General features: G+C 31.3%; 25 protein-coding genes. 20 read left to right on the forward strand and 5 right to left on the reverse strand.

What is annotated here, in order from left to right; genetic code table 11:
• The first annotated feature begins 36 nt into the window (after window positions 1-36).
• The 6 genes from RBU61_RS00175 (at window position 37) to RBU61_RS00200 (ending at window position 5068) form a co-directional block, all read left to right on the forward strand.
• Complete coding sequence (locus tag RBU61_RS00175; RefSeq protein WP_308877374.1) at window positions 37-807, forward strand: serine hydrolase; 771 nt, start codon at window positions 37-39, stop codon at window positions 805-807.
• Between the two features lie 25 nt (window positions 808-832).
• Window positions 833-1648, forward strand: coding sequence for an SH3 domain-containing C40 family peptidase (locus RBU61_RS00180; protein ID WP_308877375.1), 816 nt, complete (start codon window positions 833-835; stop codon window positions 1646-1648).
• A gap of 226 nt (window positions 1649-1874) precedes the next feature.
• Window positions 1875-2480: a nucleoside recognition domain-containing protein gene (locus RBU61_RS00185; RefSeq protein WP_308877376.1), complete on the forward strand. Its 606-nt coding sequence runs from the start codon at window positions 1875-1877 to the stop codon at window positions 2478-2480.
• Between the two features lie 17 nt (window positions 2481-2497).
• Window positions 2498-3037: a spore maturation protein gene (locus RBU61_RS00190; protein ID WP_308877377.1), complete on the forward strand. Its 540-nt coding sequence runs from the start codon at window positions 2498-2500 to the stop codon at window positions 3035-3037.
• Window positions 3038-3059: 22 nt separating this feature from the next.
• Complete coding sequence (locus RBU61_RS00195) at window positions 3060-3989, forward strand: LD-carboxypeptidase (protein WP_308877378.1); 930 nt, start codon at window positions 3060-3062, stop codon at window positions 3987-3989.
• A gap of 200 nt (window positions 3990-4189) precedes the next feature.
• A complete protein-coding gene (locus RBU61_RS00200; protein ID WP_308877379.1) occupies window positions 4190-5068 on the forward strand; it encodes a pirin family protein in 879 nt (292 codons plus the stop codon).
• Between the two features lie 166 nt (window positions 5069-5234).
• On the opposite strand, the gene RBU61_RS00205 is transcribed toward RBU61_RS00200, so the two are convergent.
• Window positions 5235-6197: a GIY-YIG nuclease family protein gene (locus RBU61_RS00205; RefSeq protein ID WP_308877380.1), complete on the reverse strand. Its 963-nt coding sequence runs from the start codon at window positions 6195-6197 to the stop codon at window positions 5235-5237.
• A gap of 259 nt (window positions 6198-6456) precedes the next feature.
• On the opposite strand from RBU61_RS00205, the gene RBU61_RS00210 reads away from it, so the two are divergent.
• The 3 genes from RBU61_RS00210 (at window position 6457) to RBU61_RS00220 (ending at window position 10180) form a co-directional block, all read left to right on the forward strand.
• Window positions 6457-7149, forward strand: coding sequence for a SprT family zinc-dependent metalloprotease (locus RBU61_RS00210; protein WP_308877381.1), 693 nt, complete (start codon window positions 6457-6459; stop codon window positions 7147-7149).
• 102 nt (window positions 7150-7251) lie between these two features.
• Window positions 7252-8160: a TIGR01212 family radical SAM protein gene (locus RBU61_RS00215; RefSeq protein WP_308877382.1), complete on the forward strand. Its 909-nt coding sequence runs from the start codon at window positions 7252-7254 to the stop codon at window positions 8158-8160.
• 85 nt (window positions 8161-8245) lie between these two features.
• A complete protein-coding gene (locus tag RBU61_RS00220) occupies window positions 8246-10180 on the forward strand; it encodes a LysM peptidoglycan-binding domain-containing protein (protein ID WP_308877383.1) in 1935 nt (644 codons plus the stop codon).
• A 155-nt stretch (window positions 10181-10335) separates the two neighbouring features.
• Here the strand turns inward: RBU61_RS00220 and RBU61_RS00225 are convergent, their stop codons facing one another.
• Complete coding sequence (locus RBU61_RS00225; RefSeq protein WP_308877384.1) at window positions 10336-11193, reverse strand: type II CAAX endopeptidase family protein; 858 nt, start codon at window positions 11191-11193, stop codon at window positions 10336-10338.
• Window positions 11194-11352: 159 nt separating this feature from the next.
• On the opposite strand from RBU61_RS00225, the gene RBU61_RS00230 reads away from it, so the two are divergent.
• The 3 genes from RBU61_RS00230 to RBU61_RS00240 all read left to right on the forward strand — a co-directional run bounded on the left by RBU61_RS00230 (window position 11353) and on the right by RBU61_RS00240 (window position 14225).
• Window positions 11353-12315: a hypothetical protein gene (locus tag RBU61_RS00230; RefSeq protein WP_308877385.1), complete on the forward strand. Its 963-nt coding sequence runs from the start codon at window positions 11353-11355 to the stop codon at window positions 12313-12315.
• A gap of 96 nt (window positions 12316-12411) precedes the next feature.
• Window positions 12412-13635 carry a DUF438 domain-containing protein gene (locus RBU61_RS00235; RefSeq protein WP_308877386.1) on the forward strand — a complete coding sequence of 408 codons (1224 nt, stop codon included), beginning with the start codon at window positions 12412-12414 and terminating at the stop codon, window positions 13633-13635.
• A 113-nt stretch (window positions 13636-13748) separates the two neighbouring features.
• Window positions 13749-14225 (forward strand): C-GCAxxG-C-C family protein, encoded by a 477-nt coding sequence (locus tag RBU61_RS00240; protein WP_308877387.1) that lies wholly within the window; start codon window positions 13749-13751, stop codon window positions 14223-14225.
• A 46-nt stretch (window positions 14226-14271) separates the two neighbouring features.
• Here RBU61_RS00240 and RBU61_RS00245 read toward each other — a convergent pair whose 3' ends face one another.
• Window positions 14272-15201, reverse strand: coding sequence for a TDT family transporter (locus RBU61_RS00245; RefSeq protein WP_308877389.1), 930 nt, complete (start codon window positions 15199-15201; stop codon window positions 14272-14274).
• Window positions 15202-15531: 330 nt separating this feature from the next.
• Here RBU61_RS00245 and RBU61_RS00250 point away from each other — a divergent pair, with 330 nt between their 5' ends.
• On the forward strand, window positions 15532-16467 hold the full coding sequence (locus tag RBU61_RS00250) for an LCP family protein (RefSeq protein ID WP_308877390.1): 936 nt from the start codon (window positions 15532-15534) through the stop codon (window positions 16465-16467).
• Window positions 16468-16481: 14 nt separating this feature from the next.
• Window positions 16482-17504 carry a type 2 isopentenyl-diphosphate Delta-isomerase gene (gene fni / locus RBU61_RS00255; RefSeq protein WP_308877391.1) on the forward strand — a complete coding sequence of 341 codons (1023 nt, stop codon included), beginning with the start codon at window positions 16482-16484 and terminating at the stop codon, window positions 17502-17504.
• A 69-nt stretch (window positions 17505-17573) separates the two neighbouring features.
• Here the strand turns inward: fni and RBU61_RS00260 are convergent, their stop codons facing one another.
• Window positions 17574-19361: a DUF2207 domain-containing protein gene (locus RBU61_RS00260; RefSeq protein ID WP_308877392.1), complete on the reverse strand. Its 1788-nt coding sequence runs from the start codon at window positions 19359-19361 to the stop codon at window positions 17574-17576.
• A gap of 174 nt (window positions 19362-19535) precedes the next feature.
• Between RBU61_RS00260 and RBU61_RS00265 the strand changes: the two genes are divergently transcribed.
• The 5 genes from RBU61_RS00265 to brnQ all read left to right on the forward strand — a co-directional run bounded on the left by RBU61_RS00265 (window position 19536) and on the right by brnQ (window position 24612).
• Complete coding sequence (locus RBU61_RS00265; RefSeq protein ID WP_308877393.1) at window positions 19536-20540, forward strand: aspartate-semialdehyde dehydrogenase; 1005 nt, start codon at window positions 19536-19538, stop codon at window positions 20538-20540.
• Between the two features lie 3 nt (window positions 20541-20543).
• Window positions 20544-21416 (forward strand): 4-hydroxy-tetrahydrodipicolinate synthase, encoded by an 873-nt coding sequence (gene dapA / locus RBU61_RS00270; protein WP_308877394.1) that lies wholly within the window; start codon window positions 20544-20546, stop codon window positions 21414-21416.
• 9 nt (window positions 21417-21425) lie between these two features.
• Window positions 21426-22145 (forward strand): 4-hydroxy-tetrahydrodipicolinate reductase, encoded by a 720-nt coding sequence (dapB, locus tag RBU61_RS00275; protein WP_308877395.1) that lies wholly within the window; start codon window positions 21426-21428, stop codon window positions 22143-22145.
• A 110-nt stretch (window positions 22146-22255) separates the two neighbouring features.
• A complete protein-coding gene (locus RBU61_RS00280) occupies window positions 22256-23236 on the forward strand; it encodes a biotin--[acetyl-CoA-carboxylase] ligase (RefSeq protein WP_308877396.1) in 981 nt (326 codons plus the stop codon).
• A gap of 92 nt (window positions 23237-23328) precedes the next feature.
• A complete protein-coding gene (gene brnQ / locus RBU61_RS00285; protein WP_308877397.1) occupies window positions 23329-24612 on the forward strand; it encodes a branched-chain amino acid transport system II carrier protein in 1284 nt (427 codons plus the stop codon).
• A 14-nt stretch (window positions 24613-24626) separates the two neighbouring features.
• On the opposite strand, the gene RBU61_RS00290 is transcribed toward brnQ, so the two are convergent.
• Complete coding sequence (locus RBU61_RS00290) at window positions 24627-25190, reverse strand: biotin transporter BioY (protein WP_308877398.1); 564 nt, start codon at window positions 25188-25190, stop codon at window positions 24627-24629.
• A gap of 86 nt (window positions 25191-25276) precedes the next feature.
• On the opposite strand from RBU61_RS00290, the gene RBU61_RS19445 reads away from it, so the two are divergent.
• Entirely contained in the window at window positions 25277-25573 is a 297-nt protein-coding gene (locus RBU61_RS19445; RefSeq protein WP_374212536.1) for an ABC-2 transporter permease, read from the forward strand.
• Window positions 25574-26038: the final 465 nt, after the last annotated feature.

Raw genomic sequence — 26038 nt, forward strand, 5'->3', positions numbered from 1 at the left:
CTTTTTCTACGATATTTTAAATAGAGGGTGATAAAAATGATAAAAGAAAAGGTTATGGAAGAAATAAAAACAATAGATGAAGATATTTCTATTGTCATAAAAGATTTAACTAATAATCAATGGATATTAAAATATAAGGAAGAAGAAGTATTTCCATCAGCTAGTTTAATAAAGATCCCAATAATGATAGAGGCATTATATGCTGTTCAGAATGGAGAATATAAATTAGATGAAAAAATAAAGATTAAAGAAAGTGATAGAGTTGAATATAGCCTTATATCTGAGTTGAAATTAGGTGAATATCCATTAATAGATTTAATAACTTTAATGATAATCCTTAGTGATAATACTGCTACCAACATTTTGATTGAGCTTTTAGGATACCATAGAATAAATGAAGGCATAAAAAAGCTAGATTGTAAAAATACAGTATTAAGAAGGAAAATGATGGACTTTCAGGCAGCAAAAGAAGGCAGAGAAAATATGACTAGCCCTATGGATATGGCAATAGTCATGGAAAAGATCTATAATAAATCTATAATAGATTTAGAAAGCTGCAATATTATGATAGATATTTTGACTAGGCAAAAGCATAGGGATATGCTGCCTAGATATATTTTAGATGAAGTAACCATAGCTCATAAAACCGGTGAGTTATCTGGACTAAACCATGATATAGGTATTTTTTATTTAGAAAATATCCATTATCTAATGGGAATTTTCACTAGAAATGGAAAAGATGATCTAGAAGGAAAAAGGATCATCGGAAAAGTCTCAAAATTAGTATATGATTTATTAAATAACTAAATGAAAATATTATGAGGTGATAAATTTGAATAGTAAATTAGGAATTTTAAATAAAACTGTAGTACCTATAAACCTTTATCCAAAACATCATAGTGAAATGGCTGATGAAGGTCTATATGGTATGGTAGTAAAGATTTTAGAAGATGTAGGTGAGGAGTGGTATTATATTGAGACCCATTATGACTACAAAGGATATGTCCATGGATCCAATATGATTATGGATAATACTAGAGCCGCTGAATGGATGGACAATGCAGATAGGGTAATTATCCATGGGGTGGCAGATGTAATGCCAGAGGCTAGTTATAAAGGTTATGTTAAGAAGATGCTGACTAGAGGAGCCATAATTATAGCTACAGAAAATGAAAAGGATGGCTGGACAGAAATTCAATTATCTGACAATAGTAAAGGATGGGTTAGAACAAATTTTATAGGAAATAGGATAACTAGCTACAATAAAAATAAAGAAATGGAACTAAGGGAAAACATAGTTAAAACTGCCATGTTATATTTAGGTACCCAGTATAGATGGGGTGGAAAGAGCCCTCTAGGCATAGATTGTTCAGGATTATGTTCCATAGCATATATGTTAAATGGGATTATAATATATAGAGATGCTATTAGAAAAGATGAGTATATGAGAAGTATTACTTTAGAGGAGATAAAGTCAGGAGATCTTCTATTTTTTCCAGGTCATGTGGCAATGTATATAGGGAATAATAAATACATACATTCAAGTGCTGGCATAGATGGAGTTAAGATTAATAGCTTGAATTCTCGAGATTCTGACTATAAAGAAGACTTAGCAAAAACTATTACAGATATAGGCAGCATATTTTAATAATAAGTTATGCTTGAAAAAAGCTCTGAAAGATTATAAAATATCTATACAATATTATGTTTTTTCGGACTTTTGATCCGATTATGGTGCTTTGTTGCAAATGACAAAGTACCACGTAAATTTTAAAAGTTGGACAGGCTTGTGGATACATATATTTTAGAAGGAATGTCCACGGGAGTGAGGAAGTTAGCGAGATTTAATTTTACAGAAAAAAGGAGGAAGTTTAATGATTAACTTTATTTGGGCTGGTTTACTTATAATTGGATTTGTAGTTGGAGCCTTAACGGGAAATCTTGAGGCAGTAACTAATGCAGCAATTGACAATGCAAAAACTGGTGTTGACTTAGCCCTAGGACTTATAGGTATCATGACCTTGTGGCTAGGACTTATGAAAATTGCTGAGGATTCAGGTTTAGTAGAAAAACTTGCTAGATTATTGAAGCCATTGATGGTATGGTTATTCCCAGATGTTCCGCCAGAGCATCCTGCCATGGGTGCTATGATAATGAATATAGCTGCAAATATGTTGGGGTTAGGTAATGCAGCTACACCCTTAGGTTTAAAGGCAATGCAAGAGCTGCAAAAACTTAGTGATGACAAGGAAACAGCAACAGATGCCATGGTTACATTCTTAGCCATTAATACTTCGTCAGTAACACTTATTCCTGCATCTACTATTGGAATATTAGTTGCAGCTGGAGCGACAAATCCTACAGAGATAATAGGACCAACACTAGTAGCTACAACAGTGTCAACAATTGTTGCAATTATTGTTTCTAAGATATTTCAGAGGCTACCTAAATATCAAATAAAAAAAGCTGATAATAAATAGAGATAGGGGGAATATAAATGTTTGTAGAAATAATGGAATCAATATCAATTTATGCAATTCCTGTAATAATTGTTGGTTTTATATTGTTTGGAATGGCAAAGAAGGTTAAAGTATATGAGTCCTTTACTGAAGGAGCAAAGGAAGGATTTAATACTGCTGTAAGAATAATACCCTTTCTAGTAGCTATGTTAGTAGCCATAGGAGCTTTTAGAGCATCTGGAGCTATGGAGTTACTTACTAAGGCTTTAAGTCCTATAACTAATTTAATTGGTATGCCAGGAGAAGTATTACCAATGGCATTTATGAGACCACTATCAGGTGGAGGAGCTCAAGGTATAATGACAGATTTAATCACGACTCATGGAACAGAATCTTTAATAGGACGTATGGCATCAGTTATGATGGGTTCTACAGAGACCACATTTTATGTACTAGCAGTATACTTTGGTTCTATAGCTGTGAAAAAGCAAAGACACGCATTGTCAGTTGGACTATTAGCAGATTTAGCAGGACTACTTACAGCAGTATTTGTAACAAGATTATTCTTTGGAATGTAATATATAATGGGAGGACACTTTGATGATTAAACCAAAAGCGTTAAAACAGGGTGATACCATAGGAGTTATTGCACCAGCCAGTCCTACTACAGAAGAAAATGTAAAAACAGCTTACGATAAACTTGCAGAAATGGGTTTTAAAGTAAAGATGGGAAAAAGTCCCTATGAAAGATATGGTTATTTATCAGGAAAAGATAATGTAAGAGCAGAAGATATAAATGAGATGTTTAAGGACAAGGAAATAGACGGAATTATATGCATGAGAGGTGGATATGGAACTCCTCGTATTCTAGATTTAATAGATTACGAGGCCATAAGAGATAATCCAAAGGTGTTTGTAGGATATAGTGATATTACGGCTCTCCATATAGCTTTTACTCAAATATCTAATTTAGTTACTTATCATGGGCCCATGGTATCTTCGGATATAATAGGAAGTTTTTCTGACTTTTCTAGAGATAGTCTTTATAAGGCAATTATGGGAACAGAAGCTATAGGAACTATATCTAATCCATTAGGAGAAGATATAGTTACAATAAATGGTGGTATAGCAGAAGGAACTATAATAGGAGGAAACTTATCCTTAATAGTTGATACAATAGGTACTCCTTATGAGATAGATGTAAAGGATAAAATCCTATTTATTGAAGAAGTAGGAGAAGAACCATATAATATAGATAGAATGCTAAATCAATTAAGATTATCAGGAAAATTACAGGAAGCCAGCGGTATAATACTTGGAGACTTCAATAACTGTGTATCTGATAAACATGATGAAAATCTAACATTAGAACGAGTAATAGAAGATCACATAAAGCCAGTGGGAAAACCTACTATATATAATCTACAGGCAGGACATTGTGAGCCTATGATTACATTACCCTTTGGAGTAAAGGCTCGCCTTGATGCTGATAAAAAGGAACTTATAATATTGGAAACTTGTACAGAGTAAAAGAATTGCTAAATGGATTACCATTTAGCAATTTTTTTATAATGAATAGGAAATAGAAAAGTTTCACAGATGCTTTCTATATAAGATTGTTAATATAAGCTAAAAAGGGGTATTTTAATAAAGGCAGATAAAAATTTACTTAAAAATATACTTGGAATTGACAATAGTGATTTAAATATAAAAAGAGTAGGAGTGGTTTTGTGTCAAAATTAAGACAAATTGAAATGGCATTTGAAGGGCCACCTACCCATTGGGTAGGCAGTGGGTTTAAGGTTAGCAATTATTTTCCATCTGGTAGGAATTTACTTGAGAGATTTAGCCCTTTTATTTTAATGGATTATAATATACCTGTGGAATTTCCACCAAGTAGAACTCCAAGAGGTGTAAGTGCCCATCCTCATAGAGGCTTTGAAACTGTAACATTTGCTTTTGAAGGAGCAGTTGAACATCATGATAATAAAGGAAATCATGGAATTGTATATCCTGGAGATGTGCAGTGGATGACAGCAGGAGAAGGGATATTGCATAAAGAATATCATGAAAAAGAGTTCGGTAAAGCAGGAGGAATTCTCCACATGATTCAGTTATGGGTAAATCTTCCGAAAAAGGATAAGATGACTGAACCAAGATACCAAGCAATAACTAATGAGAATATGGGAAAAGTATCTTTACCTAATGGGAAAGGAAATATTACAATTGTTTCTGGAAATTTCAATGGAGTAAAAGGACCAGCAAAAACATTTACTCCAATGAATATTTATATAATTGATTTGATGAATAATGGCAAAGTCAAATTAGATGAGCCAGGTAACTTCAATATGGGAATGTTGATACTTGATGGTGAAATAAAGGTAAATGACCAATCCTGTAAGGAAAAGGATTTTATTCTCTTTAAAAATGAAGATGGAGATGTAAACATTGAGGCAGTAAGTGAAAATGCTAAGATATTTGTATTAAGCGGTGAACCTATTAATGAACCTATTTTTGCAGCAGGTCCTTTTGTTATGAATACCAGAGAAGAGTTAAGACAGGCAAATGATGATTACAATAATGGGAAGTTTGGGTCATCTGATTTTTAATTCTAGCAAAGTTATTTTGCATTATATTATAAAAATAAAAAAAGGATTAACAATGGGTAAAATGGATAAAAGCAGTACTAAAATTAGAGGATATAGAAAGACTACCGCTGAATTTGTAAAATTTTATTAATATATCATAGCGAATGAGTTAGGTAAAATCCCTAACTCATAAATATATAACCATTTCATCAGGCAATGATTTAATTTCAGAATATAAAATATCTCTAAAATCCATACTTGATTTTTCGTTTGAGCTTTTTGACATGGATAATTTTAAGTTTTTGCCCGTATTAATGAAATCTTTCATATCAGATTCTGTTAAAGCAGAAAAAATAGATTTCAATAAAATTTCTCCCTTAGATATGAAAAATAATTTATATCCAGAGTTAATAGGCATTTTTAGAAGTATATCTTTTGAAAATATGGCTTTATAGCCATAGATTCCAGTTTTTAAATAGTTTAAACCATAGATCATATCTCTATAAACAGAGGCAGCTGCAAATTGAAGTTGAGCAGCCGCTCCTTTCATTTTTTTCTCCAACCCATTGATTAGCAACATCATATTTTCATCATCTGAGAAAATCTCTTGCAATGATTCTTTATTTTTTTCAAAGGCATCTTTATCCATGGAAACAGGCACTAGATTATATTCGAAATTATAATTTTTGTCATCTTTGGTTATAGGAAAAATATTTTTAAGGGAATTAATTAATTCAACTAGTGGGAATTTTCTCCTAAAGGGACCATAGCAATTATCTTCTCTACTATTTACTATGGATAAAGGGTTATAGATATTAAAATCTTCTACTTTTAAATAAACATATTTTTCATCATTTTTAAGCTGTGAATTAAACATAGGTTTTATTTCTTTAATTAGACTGCATTCTAATAGTATTGCTTCTAAATGAGTATCTGTGACTATATATTCAATATCATCAATAAAAGATACCATTTTTTCTACCTTACTCCATTTGGGATTATCTGCAAAATATGAGCGTACTCTATTTTTAAGAGATATGCTCTTCCCAATATAAATAATCCTGCCACTGGAATCAAGCATTTTATAAATTCCAGATTGAGCTGGAATTGAATTTATTTTTTCTATTAAATGATTAGGAATTTTACTCATGGCATCACCTCAAGAAAGTAACTAGGATTAGTCTTATTATACTGTAGAGGACTGTAATTTAAAAGTGATAAGTAAAGATTAGAATATTTTTAATTTATTGCCCTCTATTAATTAATCTGATAAGATTAGACAAAGTAATGGAAATGGTAGGGTATGTTGATTACCTTATTTGTTAAACAAAAGTTTACATTACAAATAAAGGTTAGTGAAAACAGAAAAATTTCAGATTTCACTTATATGAAGTTGAGGGGATATTAAAATGACTGAAATAATCATAGATGATATAGAAATTGAAATAACAAAAAAGAATATAAAAAATATTTATCTATCAGTTAATCCGTCAAATGGTGAAGTAAGGATTTCTGCACCAAGGAAAATGACAGAGGATGCCATTAGATTATTCGTTGTGTCCAAAATATCTTGGATTGAGAAGCAAAAAGAAAAGTTTGATAATCAGGAAAAGATTATGGAAAAGGAATATATTACTGGAGAAAGTCACTACTATTTTGGAGAGAGTTATTTGCTAAATGTAATATATCAAAGTAGTAACAAGGCTAAGGTAGAGATAAGAAATAAAAAATATATAGATTTATATGTAAAAGAAGGAAGTAGCAAAGAAAAAAGAGAATATATAATAAAAGAATGGTATAGAAAAGAACTAAAATCCATTATTCCATCTATGATAGATAAATGGGAAAAGATAATGAATTTAAAGGTGAAAGAGTGGGGAGTTAAACAAATGAAAACTAGATGGGGGACTTGTAATCCCAATGCCGGAAGGATTTGGCTAAATCTTGAACTAGCTAAAACCCCACTCCATTTTCTTGAATATATAATAGTACATGAGATGGCCCATCTCATAGAAAAAGGACATGGAGATAAATTTAAGGCTATTATGGACAAATATTATCCCAACTGGAGAAATGTAAGAAAAGAGTTGAAAATGCTATAACAATAAATAACTTCATGGAAAAGCAGAGATACAATATATAAAAATATAGTATAATAATATAGAGTAAAAGTAGTTATGGAATTTGAAGAGAGGTAATTTATAATGTCAAAAAGATATAATACATTAAATGAAGAATTGAGAAGACAATTTGGCACTAAAGTAATGAAATTATCTTTAGATGGTGGATTCACCTGTCCTAATAGAGATGGTACGGTTGGTATAAGGGGTTGTATATTTTGTGGTGAGGAGGGTTCAGGAGAATTTGCAGGAAGGAGAACTACTTCTATAAAAGAGCAGGCAGAGGATCAAAAAAAACTTTTATCAAAAAAGTGGGATGCCGACAAATACATAGTTTACTTTCAAAACTTTACGAATACCTACGGAAAGATTGAGAGACTTAAATCTTTATATTATGAAGCTATGAATATAGAAGGGGTTGTAGGTATTGCCATAGCCACAAGGCCAGATTGTTTAGATGAACAGGTTATTGATTTATTAGAAGAATTAAATGAAAAAACTTATCTATGGATAGAGTTGGGACTTCAAACTATCCATGAGAGAACATCTAAGTTTATTAGAAGAGGATATACTTTATCTATATATAATGAAGCAATAGAGAAATTGAAAAAACGAAATATTAAAGTAGTGACTCATATAATATTAGGGCTGCCAGATGAGAACAGAGAAGAAATTTTAGATACAGTAAAATTTGTGGCAAATACAAATACTTGGGGGGTTAAACTTCACTCCCTATATATCCAAAAGGATACAGATCTATATAATTGTTTTATAAAAGATCCATTCTATATAATGAGTAGGGAAGAATATATATCTTTAGTAGTAGATGCTTTAGAATTAATTCCTCCCAGTATGGTAATTCATAGAGTAACCGGAGATGGAAAAAGGGAGTTGCTCCATGAGCCTATATGGAGCTTAGATAAGTTGAAAGTACTGTCTTCTATAGATAAAGAGCTAAAATTAAGGGACTCTTATCAGGGTAAAGGAATATAAATATTTTAAAGTACTCATTGTAACCCTTCACTATTCTTTGCATAGTATATTAATGCAAAGAATAATAAAAGAAGGGTGGGTCAATATGAGTAATAATAGAACATGTCCAACAGGAAGCTTTTCCTATACGATAAAATCGGGAGATACATTATATAAGTTGGCAATGACTTATAATACAACAGTGGATGCAATTATGAGGCTAAATCCAGGAATTAATCCTAATAATCTACAAATAGGGCAAAGAATCTGTATACCAGAAAAAACAACACCACCAAGACAATGTCCAACAGGAAGCTTTTCCTATACGATAAAATCAGGAGATACATTATTTAAGTTGGCAATGACTTATAATACAACAGTGGATGCAATTATGAGGCTAAATCCAGGAATTAATCCTAATAATCTACAGATAGGTCAAGTAATCTGTATACCTAGCACAACATCACCAAGACCATGTCCAACAGGAAGCTTTTCCTATACGATAAAATCGGGAGATACATTATATAAGTTGGCAATAACTTATAATACAACAGTAGAGGCAATAATGGCAATAAATCCAGGAATTAATCCTAATAACCTACAGATAGGTCAAGTAATCTGTATACCTAGCACAACACCACCAAAACAATGTCCGACAGGAAGTTTTCCATATACGATAAAATCAGGAGATACATTATATAAGTTGGCAATAACTTACAATACAACAGTAGAGGCAATAATGGCAATAAATCCAGGAATTAATCCTAATAACCTACAGATAGGTCAAGTAATCTGTATACCTAGCACAACACCACCAAAACAATGTCCGACAGGAAGTTTTCCATATACGATAAAATCAGGAGATACATTATATAAGTTGGCAATAACTTACAATACAACAGTAGAAGCAATAATAGCAATAAATCCAGGAATTGATCCTAATAATCTACAGATAGGTCAAGTAATCTGTATCCCTAGCACAACACCACCAAAACAATGTCCGACAGGAAGTTTCCCATATACGATAAAATCAGGAGATACATTATATAAGTTGGCAATAACTTACAATACAACAGTAGAAGCAATAATAGCAATAAACCCAGGAATTGATCCTAATAATCTACAGATAGGTCAAGTAATATGTATCCCTAGCACAACACCACCAAAACAATGTCCGACAGGAAGTTTCCCATATACGATAAAATCAGGAGATACATTATATAAGTTGGCAATAACTTACAATACAACTGTAGAGGCAATAATAGCAATAAATCCAGGAATTGATCCTAATAATCTACAGATAGGTCAAGTGATCTGTATCCCTAGCACAACACCAAGACCATGTCCAACAGGAAGTTTCCCATATACCATAAGACCAGGAGATACATTATTTGATTTAGCAAGGACTTTCAATACAACAGTAGAGGCAATAATAGCAATAAATCCAGGAATTGATCCTAACAATTTACAAATAGGTCAAGTAATCTGTATACCTAATGCATCACCTATGCCTCCATGTCCTCCATGTAATGGGGTATACTATACAGTGAGATCAGGAGATACTCTATATAGCATAGCTATGATGTTCAATGTATCTTTACAAGCATTGATGGCAGCAAATCCGGGAGTTGATCCAAATAACTTAATGGTAGGTCAATTAATCTGTATCCCTAGGGGAGAAGTACTTTGCCCAGGTGGAACAATGCATACAGTTACACCTGGAGAGTCGGCAACAGATATAATGTTAAGATATAATATTTCATGGATGACTTTAACAGATGCCAATCCAAACGTAGACTTCAATAACTTAAGAGTAGGTCAAGAAGTATGTATAATGCCACATAAGGAAATGGGATGTCCTTGTACTCCAGGATATAAACAATATAAAATAGATAAATTTGACATACCATCAACTGGTTCTGTAATAGCAGCATTAGCACGAAAGTTTAATACAACTATTGCAGAATTATTAATGGCAAATCCAACACTATCACCAGGTGATTTCGTAGAAGGAAAAATAATCTGTGTACCAAGAATGTAATAAAGGGTCCCCAATTGGGGACCTTTTAAATTGATAAAATAAGGGAAAGTATTTTTTATGGTGTAACATAGACCATAGGAAATACTTTTTCATTATGATATGGAGTTAATATCAAATATATCATTTGCCTAGGATTTTGGCAGAATGATGACTACCTAAGTTGAAAATATTATTAAAGCACTAAATCCTAAAAATATGAATATTGACAATATCAAATGCAAATTGAAAATTCTTTCATCAGATAACTCTTTATAACTTCTAAAAGGAATATCATTTACTTTAAATAGTAATCTAAATAGTAAAATTAGCAAGGTAAGTCCTATTGCAGCAAATATAAGTAGTCCTATAAATTGTGGCTCTGCAACATATGGTTCATTAGGCACTATAGGATATAAATAATCAATAATCAATGGAAGTCCATTATTAATTATATGAATAAACATACCGGCAAATATTGAGTTTGTAGCAAATACAAGATAAGATGCAATTATTCCAATTAAAAATGTATGAAAAAATTGGAAGGAATTTAGATGTAACATTCCAAACATAAATCCATTCATTATAGATGCAACGAATCTAGATTTATTTCTATATCCATCTAAAATAATTCCTCTCATTAAAACTTCCTCTAAAATAGCTGGTGTTATGGCTATAAGGAAGAAGTTAATAGTTAAAGATTCATGAGAATCTTGAGAAACAATGTCTGCTAAAGTACTTCCAAAAAAGTGAACGTATAGCTCCACCATTAGAAGCATAATAGGTAAAACTGAAAGCCATATCAAAAATATAATTAATATGCTCTTTAAGTTTAATATATTAGGCTTTAATATCCTTTTTATACTAAATCTATTAATAAATAGATAAATACTTATTGGGACTAGAAATGCTATATATTGATAATAATTTGGATTAATAGGCATAAATTGAATAAATACAGACCATAGAATAACATAAAAAAAGAACCTATTTACTTGAGAAATGGATTTTTCTTCTCTTAAAATTTTAATGTCCATAGACTCACCCCTTTAAACTGTCCTTATATAATTATATAACAAAGTTTAAGAAAAAAGTATTACTTTATTTTTCTTAATTTGTAATAGAATTGTAAAGACTTACTATGAAGGCTTATGTATAATATATATAAATTAAACTATAATGAAAGTGGTGATAATATGAAAAAGATAAAAAACATCCTTCTTGTAATTGTGTCTATGGTTTTAGTCTTGAGCCTTGTGAGCTGCAAGAAAAAGGATTCAGATAAGATAAATCCACCTAAAAATCCAACAGGAACTATAGATGATTCAGATAAGACCGAAAAAGATAAAGCAGCAATAATGAAGGACTTCGACAATGTTTTAAAAACAAATGATTTAAGTAAAGTAATAGGATTTATTGATGACAATATAAAAGGTCTTTCACAAATAGAAGGGGACAAGATGGTACTAGATTTAGAAGTAGCCCTTGAAGAATTTTTAAACCCTACAATGGATAGTATATTTAAGGCAGATCCCAATGGAGAACTAATAAATATTGCAGAATCAGATCTTTTCTTTCCAAAGGAAAAGATTAAAGATATAGAAAGTGAAACATTAAAAAACGAAGTTACTAAACTAATGGAAAATAAATATAAGCTTATAAACTTAGAAGGAAGCTTCTATCCAATTATAGACTATGAAAATCTAAAGCAATATAATAATTATGTTTCAGATGAAATAAAGGAATATATAGAAATAAAAGCAATAGATTCAAATAGTCCAGTAGTAATAGATGCAGGTCTTTTAATTTCTTATGATGATTTAGCATCAAGAATACTAAAAGTTGAAAATTATATACAAAGATACTCTCAAGGTCAAAAGCATGAAGAGGTATTAAGACTTTATAGAAGTAAGCTAGCTCTTTATCTAGGTGGAGCAGACAATACCCCTATATTTGTTAACGATACAAAAAAAATAAAGGATGATGTATTGGAAAGCTATAAGAAAACCTTAAATACAAAGGATTCAGTAACAGCTCATATAGTAAATAAATATGTTAATCTTATTGAGAAAAATGATTTTATAATAAATACAGTTGTACAAGATGAAGTAGTGTCTCTTGTAAATGAAGCATTATCAATCCTAGAAGTAAGTAAATAAGGAAATACCCCTGTAATAAGGGGTATTTTTGTATTTGCGAAATATATTGGTATTTAAGGGTATAATATTTTACAAATAGCTTTAAGGAGTGAGAATATGAGTGAACTAATCAATAATAGAGAATATAGACAAGAAAAACTAAAGGAAGTCATAAAGGAATTACATGAAGGTAAAACTGTAGAAGAAGTAAAAGTGAAGTTTGCTGAAGTGATTCAAGGTGTAACTGCCAAGGAAATATCTGAGATGGAAGTACAGCTTGTAAAAGAAGGACTGCCTATAGAGGAAATACAAAGTCTTTGCAATGTCCATGCAGCAGTATTTAAAGGTTCCATAGAGGAGATTCATCATCCTGAAGAAATACCAGGTCACCCAATCTATACTATGAGACAGGAAAATAAAGCAATAGAAGATTTTATAGAAGGCACAATGAAATCTAATCTTAATAAATTTAAAAATGATGACTCGGAAGAAAATAGATTTGCTTTAGTAGCAGATGTGAATTTATTATGGGATATTGATAAACATTACAGTAGAAAAGAAAATTTGATATTTCCATACTTAGAAAAGTATGGAATAACATCTCCGCCAAAGGTTATGTGGGGTGTAGATGACGACATAAGAGCAATGATTAAAGAAGTTAAGCTATCTTTGACTTCATATAAGGGAAACAAAGAAGAAGTAGTAAAGAAAGTAGAAGATGCTTTAAATGAAATAAAGGAAATGATATTTAAAGAAGAAAGTATATTATTTTCAATGTGTTTAGACACATTAACAGAGGATGAATGGATTAATATATATAATGAATCAGATGAAATAGGATATGCTATAATTGCCCCAGAGGAGAAATGGCATAGGGCAAAGCTAGATATGGAAGAAAAGGTAAAGGAAGAGACTAAAGGAGCAAATCTAGATAAAGGTTATATAAAATTTGAAACAGGATTCCTATCAGCTAAGGAAATCAATCATATATTCAATACCATACCAGGAGATATGACTTTTGTAGATAAGGATAATATAGTTAAGTACTTCTCTCAAGGAAAGGAAAGGTTATTTGCTAGAACTAAGGCAGTAATAGGTAGAACGGTAGAAAATTGTCATCCGCCAGCATCGGTAAATGTTGTGGAGAAAATAGTAAACTCTTTTAAATCTGGTGAGAAGGACAGTGAAAGTTTCTGGATTAAAATGGGAGATAAGTTTGTAATGATTAGTTACTATGCTGTAAGAGATGAAAATGGAGAATTTTTAGGTACATTGGAATTTTCTCAAGATATAGCTCCTATTCAAGCTATTACTGGGGAAAAGAGATTATTGTCAGAGTGATAAAAGTATATTATATTTATCTATAATAACCCCTTTATTATTAATAATATTAATTTGTTTAAACCAAAGTTTTGTCATAAAATTAATATGAATAATGATGAGGGGAGATAAATATGAATAAGGAACAATTGATTGAAGAGTTCAAAAAAGAAGCAGAAGGATATTTTGAAAGAGGAGAATTTTTTTGTTCTGAAGCAGTAGCGCAAACTATTAACCATCTATTAGGAAATCCTTATGATGATAATATAGTTAAAATGGCTTCAGGATTTCCAATAGGTATGGGTAAAAGAGGATGTCTATGTGGTGCTGTAAGTGGTGGACAAATGGCTCTTGGTATGGCGTATGGCAGAGTACATGGAGAGCCTATGGATGAAAAGATGTTCCCCGCAGCAGCAGCATTACATGATTTTATAAAAGATGAATATGGTGCAACTTGTTGTAGAGTTATTACTAGACAATGGGCAGGAGATAATTTCCAAAGTCCTGAAAGAAAGAAACATTGCATAGAAATAACTGGAAAAGTTGCAGAATGGGTTGCAAAAAGATTAATAGAAGATGGACAAGTAGAATTAGCTGAAGCTACAGAATAAGAAAAAACCACCAATTGGTGGTTTTTTATGTTCATAGAAGGTTTTCTTATTTTGCAGTTTCAGGTTTTGCAAGTAAAAAGCTTATATATCTTATTAATACATAAAGGACAATAGCCACACCTAAAAATTCCTCAAATTTTACAATATACTTTAGTATAGCTACTGGATTGCCTGAATTAGCTAGAAATCCGTTAGTAAGTTTGATTGAAATTCCACTAATAACCATTGGGAAGGTAAATGCAGAATAAGATGGGTAAAACTTTAATTTAAGCAGTTTTGGTAATTGTAATAATACAAATAAATATGAGGCTTGAGATAAAGCTACTAATAGCCAAACCATAAGCATATTTTTTTCTTGGAATGAACTCATATATCCTGCTAAACAAAGGGCAGCAGGTGCTGTGAATATTGCCATGGTTGGTAGTGCAGGTTCAGGTATTTCTTTAATCTTTATAATTCTTTTAAGAACTACTGGCAGTAGTGCAAAGTAAGATACAAGCCCAAACCAGAATAATATCTTTCCTACATTTCCCATATCAAATGCTGGGGCAGTAACAGAACCTACTACTATACCTACATAAACGATAAACCAAGAAGGGAAAACTTTTTTAATATTGAAGTTAAATAAATAATTCTTTGTAAAAAGAATTATTAAAATAATATGAAGCATCAAACCTATAATCCACATACCAAATGCTATACTAGAAGCAAAGGGTTTAAGATATGTTGATAAAAGCATGATTCCCATGGAAAGTGTAGGGAAAACACTTGCAACTACAGGATTGTCTAAAGCTTCAGATACTCCCTTTGGAAACATAATGATTTTAGCTAATACAAGAAGTAAAATAATTGCAGATAATGCACCAAAGATAGTTCTATAAATTTCGCCATAGGACAATACTAAATTCCCTGCTGCTGCCAACGCTAACATTAGCCCAACAATAGGTACTGGCAATTTTTTAATGATTTGCTTCATTGTAACATCTCCTTTTCTCTAAAATTAAACAACATCTTCCTTCAGTAGACTATCATAAAAATATATTCAAATCCAATAGAAAATATCTATAGGAAAAAAGATACTATAAGGAAATTTATGTATCATATTGTCCTTTAGGTTTTATGCAAATTTGCCAATTATTACATAGGACATTGGATTATCGCTCTAGGACTTGCTTAATAGCGTGGCTTTATTTGTGAAATCATGGTTGTATCCAAATTGTAACGTTTTCCGACATAATTATAATTGTAATTATGTTTCATATGTAGTATTATTTAATGTATAACTTAGAATACTTGAGGTGTGATGATGAAGAAAAAATTTATATTATCATTTATAATATCCTTTGCTTGCTTTGCATTGGTATTTGGTTTTTTTGGTGAAAAGATTTTCTTGAGAGATAATAAAACAGTGGCCACAGGGGAAGATGGTGAAATAGATAATCCCACTGAGGAAAGTGTAATTGAACAAAAAAATAAAGATGAGATATTATTTTTATTGATGGGTGTAGATGCTAAGGATGTTAAAAAATCTAAGGGGACTCGTACTGATACTATGATGCTCTTTAAGGTTGATTTGGAAACTGGTGGAATAAAGTTATTATCCATCCCTAGAGACACTAGAGTAATGGTAAGAGATAAAGAAGACAAAATAAACCATGCCCATGCATTTGGTGGTCCAGAGTTGACTATGCAGACAGTAAGAGATTTTCTTAACTTAGATATTGATTATTATGTAAAGGTTGACTACAAAGCAGTAATGGGAATTGTTGATGCCATAGGTGGAGTAGAGATAGATGTACCAAGGAATATGAAATACTACGATCCAGTTAGTGATCCACCACTAAATATAAACCTAAAGAAGGGTTTACAAGTACTAGACGGAAAGAAATCCCATGATTTCCTAAGATATAGATCAGGATATGCAGAAGGAGATATTGGTAGGATTAAGGCACAGCAAATGTTCATGAAGGAATTAATAAAACAAACCATAAAACCTAAAAATATTTTAAAGTTACCAAAATTAATTAATACTTATTTTGAATATGTAGATACAAATATTCCTTTAAATGTTATATTAAAAGGAGCAAATGTAGCAAGAAAAATAGACATGGAAAATATGGAAACAAATACAATTCCAGGATATGATAAGAAGATTTCCAAAATAGATTATTGGATATATGATAGGGAACAAACAGAAGAAATTGTTAAGAATATGTTTGGGGACTATTTATTAGATCAATAGATAGAGGTGGAAATATGAGAAAAAAGAGGAAAAGAGAACATATAGAAAACTATTTAAGGACAACCTATAAAGGGGATACATTGTTCGAAGACATATTTATAGAGCATAATTCATTGCCAAATCTAAATTTTAGTGATATAGATACAACAACAAATTTTCTGGGAAAAGAGGTAGGCTGTCCTATTATTATAAATGCCATGACAGGTGGATCAGAGTTTGCTCACGAGATTAATCGAGAGTTATCACTTATTGCTAAAGAGTATAATATTCCCATGGCAGTAGGGTCACAGACCATAGCATTATGTGATGATGTGGAATGTAGGGAATCTTTTTCCATAGTTAGGGAAACCATAGGCGATGATGGAATAGTTATAGCAAATCTTAGTGCTCAGTCATCTATAGATGATGTGGAGAAAGCCTTAGATATGATAAAGGCTGATGCAATACAATTACATCTAAATCCAGCCCAAGAAATAGTTATGTTAGAGGGAGATAGAGATTTTAGAGGTATATTGGAAAATATCGAAACAATAGCAAAAACTATAGACAAGCCTGTTATAGTAAAAGAAGTTGGATTTGGAGTATCAAAGGAAGTTGCCACTAAATTATATAATATAGGTATTAGAAATATTGATATATCTGGTTTTGGTGGGACTAACTTTATTGAAATTGAAAATATTAGATATAATAGCATAGATTTTTCAGAGCTTTACTCATGGGGTATACCTACAGCATTATCTCTAATTAAATGTAGAGAATTGCCTAAGGATTTGAATATAATTTCCAGTGGTGGAATAAGAAGTAGTATGGATATTGTAAAGTCTTTAATCCTTGGTGGACAAATGGTAGGTATATCAGGTGAAATTTTATCATATCTTCTACATGGGGGATATGAAAATGTAAGGGATTATATGGAGGCAACTACGCATAAAATGAAGATAATAATGGTATTATTAGGTAAGAAAAATATAGAGGAATTAAAGACTACGGAATATAAAATCATAGGAGATTTAAAAGAATTATTGAATAGTAGATAGTTATAAAAAACAGGTATTTGGATTAATCCAAATACCTGTTTTTTATAACAATTAATAACTATTACTAGGCTAAAAACCTCCTGCACCACCGCCACCGGCACCTCCTCCGCCGCCGCCAGAGAATCCTCCTCCACTACCAACAGAGCTTGAAGTGGTGGTGGTAGAGTTTGGATAGAAGGAAGAGTTAAATCTATCTTCAAAGCTAGAGCCTCCATGGTTATTGCTTATGAAATACCAATATGCCCAATAGGTAGGACTATAGGATTCTTGAAAATTACTCCTAAATCTATCAATGGATTTCATAGGCAACCCTAAAGCTAAGGCGTATATCAATGTTTTATCAGTTGGTATATTGATATTGTAGTCTTTAGATATATTCCAATCCTTAGAAAAGTCCTTTTTAAAAACTTCCCATATTTCCTGTTGAATATATCCTTTATCAGATTTCCTAGAAAACAGCATCATAGCATAGATAAATAGAAATACTGATAATAGAAACAGGATGATTCCATAAAGAGATTCAAAGCTTAAAGTAATCAATGCTATAATAAAAGAAGTTATTCCCAGAAAAAGAAGAATCCATCCCCACTTCTTTCCACTATTATCATAATATTCTCGTGATTTCACATCGGATTTAACCTTATTGTACCAAGCCATAAGCTGTTTATTAAATTTACTATAATTAGATTTTCTATAATCCTCTATATCCTTTGTAGATACTTGTTGTCTATTTCCAATATCATTAAATATCCAATCGAAGAAGTATCTTTCGTGGGAAGATAAATCAGAGTTTGAGCCAATAGTTTTTGTAAATAAGAAGTCTTTTCTCTTCTTTTTAGAATTCTTCTGAGAAGTTTCTATTTCTTTAATGGATAAAAATCCTCTTCTTGCAAAATCAAAGATTGTTATCATCAATGACCTGGCATCTAGAGCGTGGCAAAAAAATAGTCTCAACTCAGCAGGAGTAATGTCATCCAATGAAAAGTCTGCGGAATTATCTATATTTCTTCTAAACTTATTAAATATAAATGCTGCAATTGCCACTCCCAAGGCTAAAACTATAAGGGATATGTTACCAAAAAGGACTTTGTTTTTAGCTTTTGATTCAGCTTTTTTTTCAATTGACTTAATAAAAGCTAATTCCTCATCCATTATATTTTCGAAACTACTATTTCCAATGTTTTCACTAGCACCTATGAAATCAAGAGGAAACAGTATTCTTCCCTCTATAAATGTGTCGGCAGGTACATTAGATACTTCTAATTCTATTAAATTATCCTCTAAGAAATTAATTGTTCCATTGAGAGGACCGTGGGCAAATATTTTAGTTTTTTCTCTATCCACTCCTGGTAAATCGATTATAGCAGAGAAATAATCAATTGGGGTATCATTTTCTTTACCTATGAATTTATAATACAACTCTCCAGTATCTTTATGTTTAATTGCCACATTTTTAATGGTGTAATTAATTCTAAAGGTTTTTTCTTCATTCTTAGACGGGGAAAATATCATTAATTCTAAGGTATCATTATATTCTGCAATAGTGAATACATTTTTTTCACCTTTTTTAGCAGAGTCTACTAAGGTATAAGGAATTTCATCCTCACCCTCTAGCTGAAATAATTCTAGATTTTCAATTCCATCAGTATTTTTTAAGACTATATCCCTATATACTCCATTAAATTTATCCCTAAAATCAAAGGTAATATCTTCCGAAACGATTAAATCCCCATTTTCATTTAGTATAGAATATACCATCCAGCTGCTAATGCTCAGACTATCATCGGCAAAACTTACACTAGATATAGAAAGTATTAGTACAATAAGAATTAGAATAGAAAGTTTTTTGTTTAACAAATTGACCACCTCCGAGCTTTATATATACTATATTATATTATATCCTAATAATCGTGAATACAAGCTAATATTTGGGAATTATTTCATATAATGATAATAGGGATTAATAAGATTGTCTTGAATTCTTAAAAGATATATAATGTATTTAGCAAACATCTAAGGGAGGGTGATAAAATGAGTTTGAATATTGGTATAGTAGGTGCTACAGGTGCTGTAGGACAGAAGATGATAGAGGTAATACTAGAGAGAAACTTAAGTGTTGGAGATTTAAGACTATTTGCATCTAAAAATTCAGCTGGAAAAATAGTAAAATTTAAAGATAAAGATATTACAGTGGAACTATTAACAGAAGAGGTTATGAAAGAAAAGTATGATTATCTATTATTTGCCGCAGGTGGAAGTATATCAGAAAAATTTGCACCTATTGCTGCTAAAGCGGGTAATATAGTAGTAGATAATTCTTCACATTTTAGAATGACAGAAAATATACCCTTAGTAGTACCAGAAGTTAATTCCCATGTATTGAAAGGATATAGGGGAATAATAGCTAATCCAAACTGTTCCACTACACAGATGATAGTAGCCATAGCCCCCATATATAAGAAATATGGAATAAAAAGAATTGTAGTATCCACATATCAAGCTGTATCAGGAAGTGGCTATAAAGCTATTGAAGAACTTGAAAATCAAATTAAAGATAAGGATTATACAAATAAAGTATATACAAGGAAAATTGCAGGAAATTGTATACCTCATATTGATGTCTTTAATGAAAATGGATTTACAAAGGAAGAACTAAAAATGGTATATGAAACTCACAAAATACTTGGAGATGACTCAATAGAGATAAATCCTACAGCTGTTAGAATTCCGGTATTCTATGGTCACAGTGAGTCTATATATCTAGAGCTTGGAGAAGAGGTAAATATTGAGGAGATAAGAAATTTATTGAAGGAATCTGAGGGAATAATATTAGATGACGAACCTAGTGAAAACAGGTACCCTACACCATTGGAAGTGGAGAATACAGACTCTACTTATATAGGAAGAATAAGAAAGGATCTTTATAATCCTAGGGGAATATCCCTTTGGGTAGTGGCAGATAACCTTAGAAAAGGGGCAGCTGCTAACGCTGTTCAGATTATAGAAGCAATGGAAACTATTAAATTGGAGGGATAGGATATGTTTAAAGGAGCAGGTGTTGCAATTGTAACTCCATTTAGAGATGGAAAATTTGACAAGGAAGCTTATGAAGGACTAATTGAATTTCAAATCCAAAACAAAACTCAAGCATTAATAGTACTAGGTACAACTGGAGAAGCTTCAACTCTTGATTACGAAGAAAGGGCAGAAGTTATAAAAACAGCCGTAGAAAAAAATGCAAAGAGAATTCCAATTATAGTAGGTACTGGATCAAACTGTACAGCTACAGCAGTGAAATATACTAAACAAGCAGAAGAATTAGGAGCAGATGGAATCTTACTTGTGACTCCATATTATAATAAATGTACAAATAAAGGCATGATAGAACATTTTACAGAGGTGGCGAAGAACACGAAACTACCAGTTATACTATATAATGTTCCTGGTAGAACAGCAGTAAATATACCACCAGATGTAATTGTAAGTATGTCCAAGGTGGAAAATGTAATAGGAGTTAAGGAAGCCAGTGGAAATGTATCACAAATATTAGAAATAAAAAGATTGGTTCCAGAAGACTTTATGATTTATTCAGGTAATGATGATCAAGTAATACCCATATATGCCTGCGGAGGCCATGGTGTAATTTCTGTAGCATCCAACGTAATTCCTAAGGAAATGCAAGAAATGTGTGAGGCTTTTATGGAAGGAAATCTGGATGAGGCTTTAAGACTTCAACTAGAATATAAGAAGTTTATAGATTTATTATTCTCAGAAGTAAATCCAATTCCAGTTAAGGCAGCTTTAGCAGAAATGAGATACATTGAAGATGAACTAAGATTACCTCTTACACCTATGGAAGAAAGCAATAAAATTAAATTAATCCAAGAGATGAAAAGATTAAATCTAAATTAGGAGGAGATTATGGATTTATTAATCAATGGAATAGAGGGGAAAATGGGAAGGACTATTAAGGAATTGGCAATGGATGATTCTTATTGGTATAATATATATGGTATATGTAGAGAAATTCCTGTACCAAAAGATAATATTAGCTTTGATATATTATTAGACTTTACCCATGAATCTGTTTTAGATAAAGTATTAAGCATTGGTCTAGACAGAAAAATCCCAATTGTAATAGGTACTACTGGATATAATGAGGAACAAATAGAAAAAATACGAAAAGCTTCAACTCTAATCCCCGTTCTTTATGCTACTAATATGTCTATGGGTATGAATCTGCTGTTTGGCTTGGTAGAACAAACAGCAAGGATATTAGGCCATAAATCTGATATTGAAGTAATAGAATCTCATCATAATAGAAAAAAGGATGCTCCTTCTGGAAGTGCAGTTACAATAGTGGAATCCATAGAAACTGGATTAGGAGAAAGAAGAAAACATCAACATGGCAGATATGGTGAATGCCCAAGGGAAAAGGGTGAGATAGGAATCCACTCCCTAAGGGCAGGAAATATAGTAGGGTTCCATGAGGCTAGTTTTATTGGAGAGCTAGAATCCATAAAAATAAGCCATGAGGCTTATGATAGAAAGGTATTTGCCAGTGGAGCATTAGAAGCGGCAAAGTTTCTTCTAGGTAAGGAACCAGGCTTATACAGTATGAGAGATGTGTTGAATTTATAAATAATGAAAAGTGAATGATGAATAGTGAATAGTTTTAAGTGAAAATTTATGGTCTTCTAACTATTCACTATTATCTATTAATTATTCACTATATTTTAGGTGGTGGTAAATTGAAGCAAAGAATTTTAAAAATGTTAAAGAACAGTGAAGACTTTATTTCAGGAGAAGAAATATCTAAGGAGTTTCATATGACCCGTGCAGCAATATGGAAATATATAAATTCCTTAAGAGAAGATGGATATAATATAGAATCTGTGCCTAGCAAGGGTTATAAAATAACATCACTACCAGATATTCTGACTCTAGGAGAAGTTGAACCTTATTTATCTACAAATTTCATAGGAAGAAATATACAATATTTTGATACTATAGATTCTACTAATAAAAGAGCTAAGGAAATAGCCTTTGATGAAAATGAAGGAACAGTCATAATCTCAGAAGAACAAACAGATGGTAAGGGAAGATTAGGTAGACATTGGATATCCCCTAAAGGAAAGGGTATATGGATGAGTATGATTTTAAAACCTAAGGTAGATCCCATGAAAGTATCAAAAATAACTTTACTAGGAGCAGCAGCTGTATATAAGGCATTGGAAGATATGAATATAAAATCTCAAATAAAATGGCCTAACGATATATTAATAGATGGAAAAAAGATCTGCGGCATACTTACTGAAATGAACTGTGAATTAAATATGATTAATTATGTCATAATGGGCATAGGAATAAATGTTAATTTTGATGAAGAGGATATACCTATGGATTTGAAAGATAAGGCTACTTCAATTAAAGTAAGCCAAAATAAAGAAATAAATAGAAAAGAATTATTAGGAAATATTCTAAATCAATTTGAAAACTTATATATAGACTTTAGGGATGAAAAAAGTATTTCCAAGACCATAGAAATATGTAGAGAAAACTCTGCTCTAATAGGTAAAGAAGTTAGAATTATTAAAAGAGAAGAAACAAGGGTAGGTAAAGCCTTAGATATAAATGAAGAAGGAGAACTAGTAGTAGAATTTGAAGATGGAGTAATTGAGAATGTTTATTCGGGAGAAATATCTGTTAGAGGACTGAATGGGTATGTTTAACAACCTTTTTTGATAGAAGCAAAAAAAGGTTGTACTGTTTTCAGATTTGTGTTACAATTTGAATAATTACAAAAATGTAGTGAGGTGTTGTTGTGAAAAAGAAAAATGATGCGCTTATTTTAGGAGCGGCGTTATTCTCCATGTTCTTCGGAGCAGGGAATTTGATATTTCCACCATTTTTAGGACTTTTGGCGGGACAAAAATGGAATTGGTCTATGTTTGGATTTTTTATTACAGGAATTGGGCTGCCACTTTTAGGAATAATTGCTTCAGCTAAAGCTGGAGGAGATGTAGACAAGCTAGGTAGAAGGGTTTCTCCATTGTTTAGTAAATTTTTAGGTATAACAGTGGTTTTAGCCATAGGACCATTATTAGCAATCCCAAGGACAGGGGCAACTGCTTTTGAAATAGGTGTTTTACCATTGATGCCTAATGGAAACCCTATTATATTCTCCATAATATATTTTGGTATAACTTTATTATTGGTTATAAAGCCAAATGATGTAATAGATAAAATAGGAAAAATTTTAACGCCAGCTTTACTGATTCTATTGACTTTAATCATAGTCAAAGGAATATTTGATCCTATGGGCATACCTGTGCCAGAAGATTTTGCAAGACCATTTTCTGAAGGGTTTATTAGTGGGTATCAAACTATGGATGCCTTAGCTTCCATATTATTTGGCGGAATTATAACTACATCCCTTATTCAAAGTGGCTATAATGACGAAAAGGAACAAATGAAGATGACTAAAAAGGCTGGTTTAATAGCAGTATTAGCTCTTACTTTAGTTTATGGCGGATTAGGATATTTAGGAGCCACCGGAGGCTCATTATTTTCAAAGGATATAGAAAAGGTAGATTTAATAATAAATATAGCAAATAACTCTTTAGAGAGCTTTGGGAAAATAGGTTTAGGAATAGCTGTATCCTTAGCCTGTTTAACTACTACCATAGGACTTACTGCTACAGTTGGACAATATTTTAATAAAATAAGTAATGGTAAATTAAAATATGAAACCATAGTAATAGGAACAACTATATTTAGTGCTCTTATGTCCATAAGGGGAGTAGAATCAATAATAGTCTTTTCAGAGCCAATACTTGTATTTATGTATCCAGTTGTAATTGTAATGATATTACTTACTATGATTCTAGGAAAAGAATTCAATAAAAATATTTATAAACACGCAATATATGCAACATTAATAGTCAGCACCTTAGAACTATTAAATAGATTTGAAATATGGAAGATTACAAATATAGTAGAACATTTACCTTTAGCTTCATGGGGGTTAGCGTGGTTAATTCCTGCAATAATAGGAGCTGTTATAGGACAGTTTTTACCAAACAAAACAGATATTCAAGTAAATTAAAAATCTGGGTTATCTTAATTTAAAGATAGCCCAGATTTTTTAAGTATTGATAGAATTTTCATAGAGACTATTGAAACTATAATAAACTTTAAAAAGTCTCCAGGTAAGAAAATAATACAACCTATATTAAGAACTGTACTAAAGGATAAACCTTTTCCCATTACTATATTTAATATATAGTACATATAAGGTAATCCTATTAAATATGTAACTATAGTTCCTATAAATGCTCCAATCCAAATATTCATTTTAGAAAAACCTTTCTTTGAATGAGAAATTAATCCTACAATATAAGACACAAATATAAAAGAAATAATAAATCCAAAACTAGGTGTCATTACAGATTGAGGTCCGCCAGTAAAGTTAGAAAATATAGGCACACCTACTAATCCCAAAAGCATATATACTATCTGTGATAAGGGGCCTAGTTTAGGGCCTAGTATAAGCCCAGATAAGATTACAAATAAGGTCTGTAATGTAATAGGTACCTCTCCTAATGGAATACTAATCATAGCTCCTACAGCAGTAAGTGCTGTAAACATGGCGACTAAAGCCATCTCTCTTACGGATATTTTCATTTCATTCCTCCATTGTCAATTGAAATTAAATTATATGTTTACAATAAGATAATATATCAAATTTCCATGATTGTCAACTGATATATATATTCTGGTTTACAATTGGTGCGGATAATGGGTTCATAGCTAATTTAATGATGTATACCTTTGTATATATGCTAACAACCATGCCCTTTAGTTATGAGATACAAACAAGATCTCATATATTATTGCAATCTTTACCTATTAAGAAAAGGGATGTGGTTGTTAGTAAGTATTTATCCATATTTCTAAATTATATAGTAGGATTTGGTGTTGCTGGAATCTATTTGTGGATAATCAATCTCTTAGGATTTATAAATGTGGATAATGTAAACATTTCTCTAATCAAAGGACATAATTAAGTCTCAAGAAAAGATTATAGACAGAAATAGACAAAAGGTGCCATGAAATATTTAAAGATTCTGGTAATATGAATGTGTTGGAAAATAAGGCTATGGTCTAGTAAATATAGAAATATGAAAATATAATTTTGTTAAACTACGACACTAGACGTCGAAAAATGTAAAAGCAAAATTGTTGACCCTAGTATTATAGTATGGTTTAATAAACTAAGAAGTAAGAATATTCGCTCAGTGTGAAAAAAATGATTTTAATAAATTTTAATTATAAAGTTAAATATTAGATTGATGATTTTTTAAGGGGGCAACAATGAAAAAATACTTATTTAATAGAATAGGAAATAACATTTGCATTTTTTTACTGATTATTATCTTGAATGTAAGTAGAGTTTTTAATTCTATGTTAAATATTAAGATTCTGGAATCGATTTTATCAGGAAATTTGCAGTTATTCTTGAAATTATCAGG

This window comes from Tissierella sp. MB52-C2 (assembly GCF_030931715.1).
Lineage (GTDB): Bacteria > Bacillota > Clostridia > Tissierellales > Tissierellaceae > Tissierella.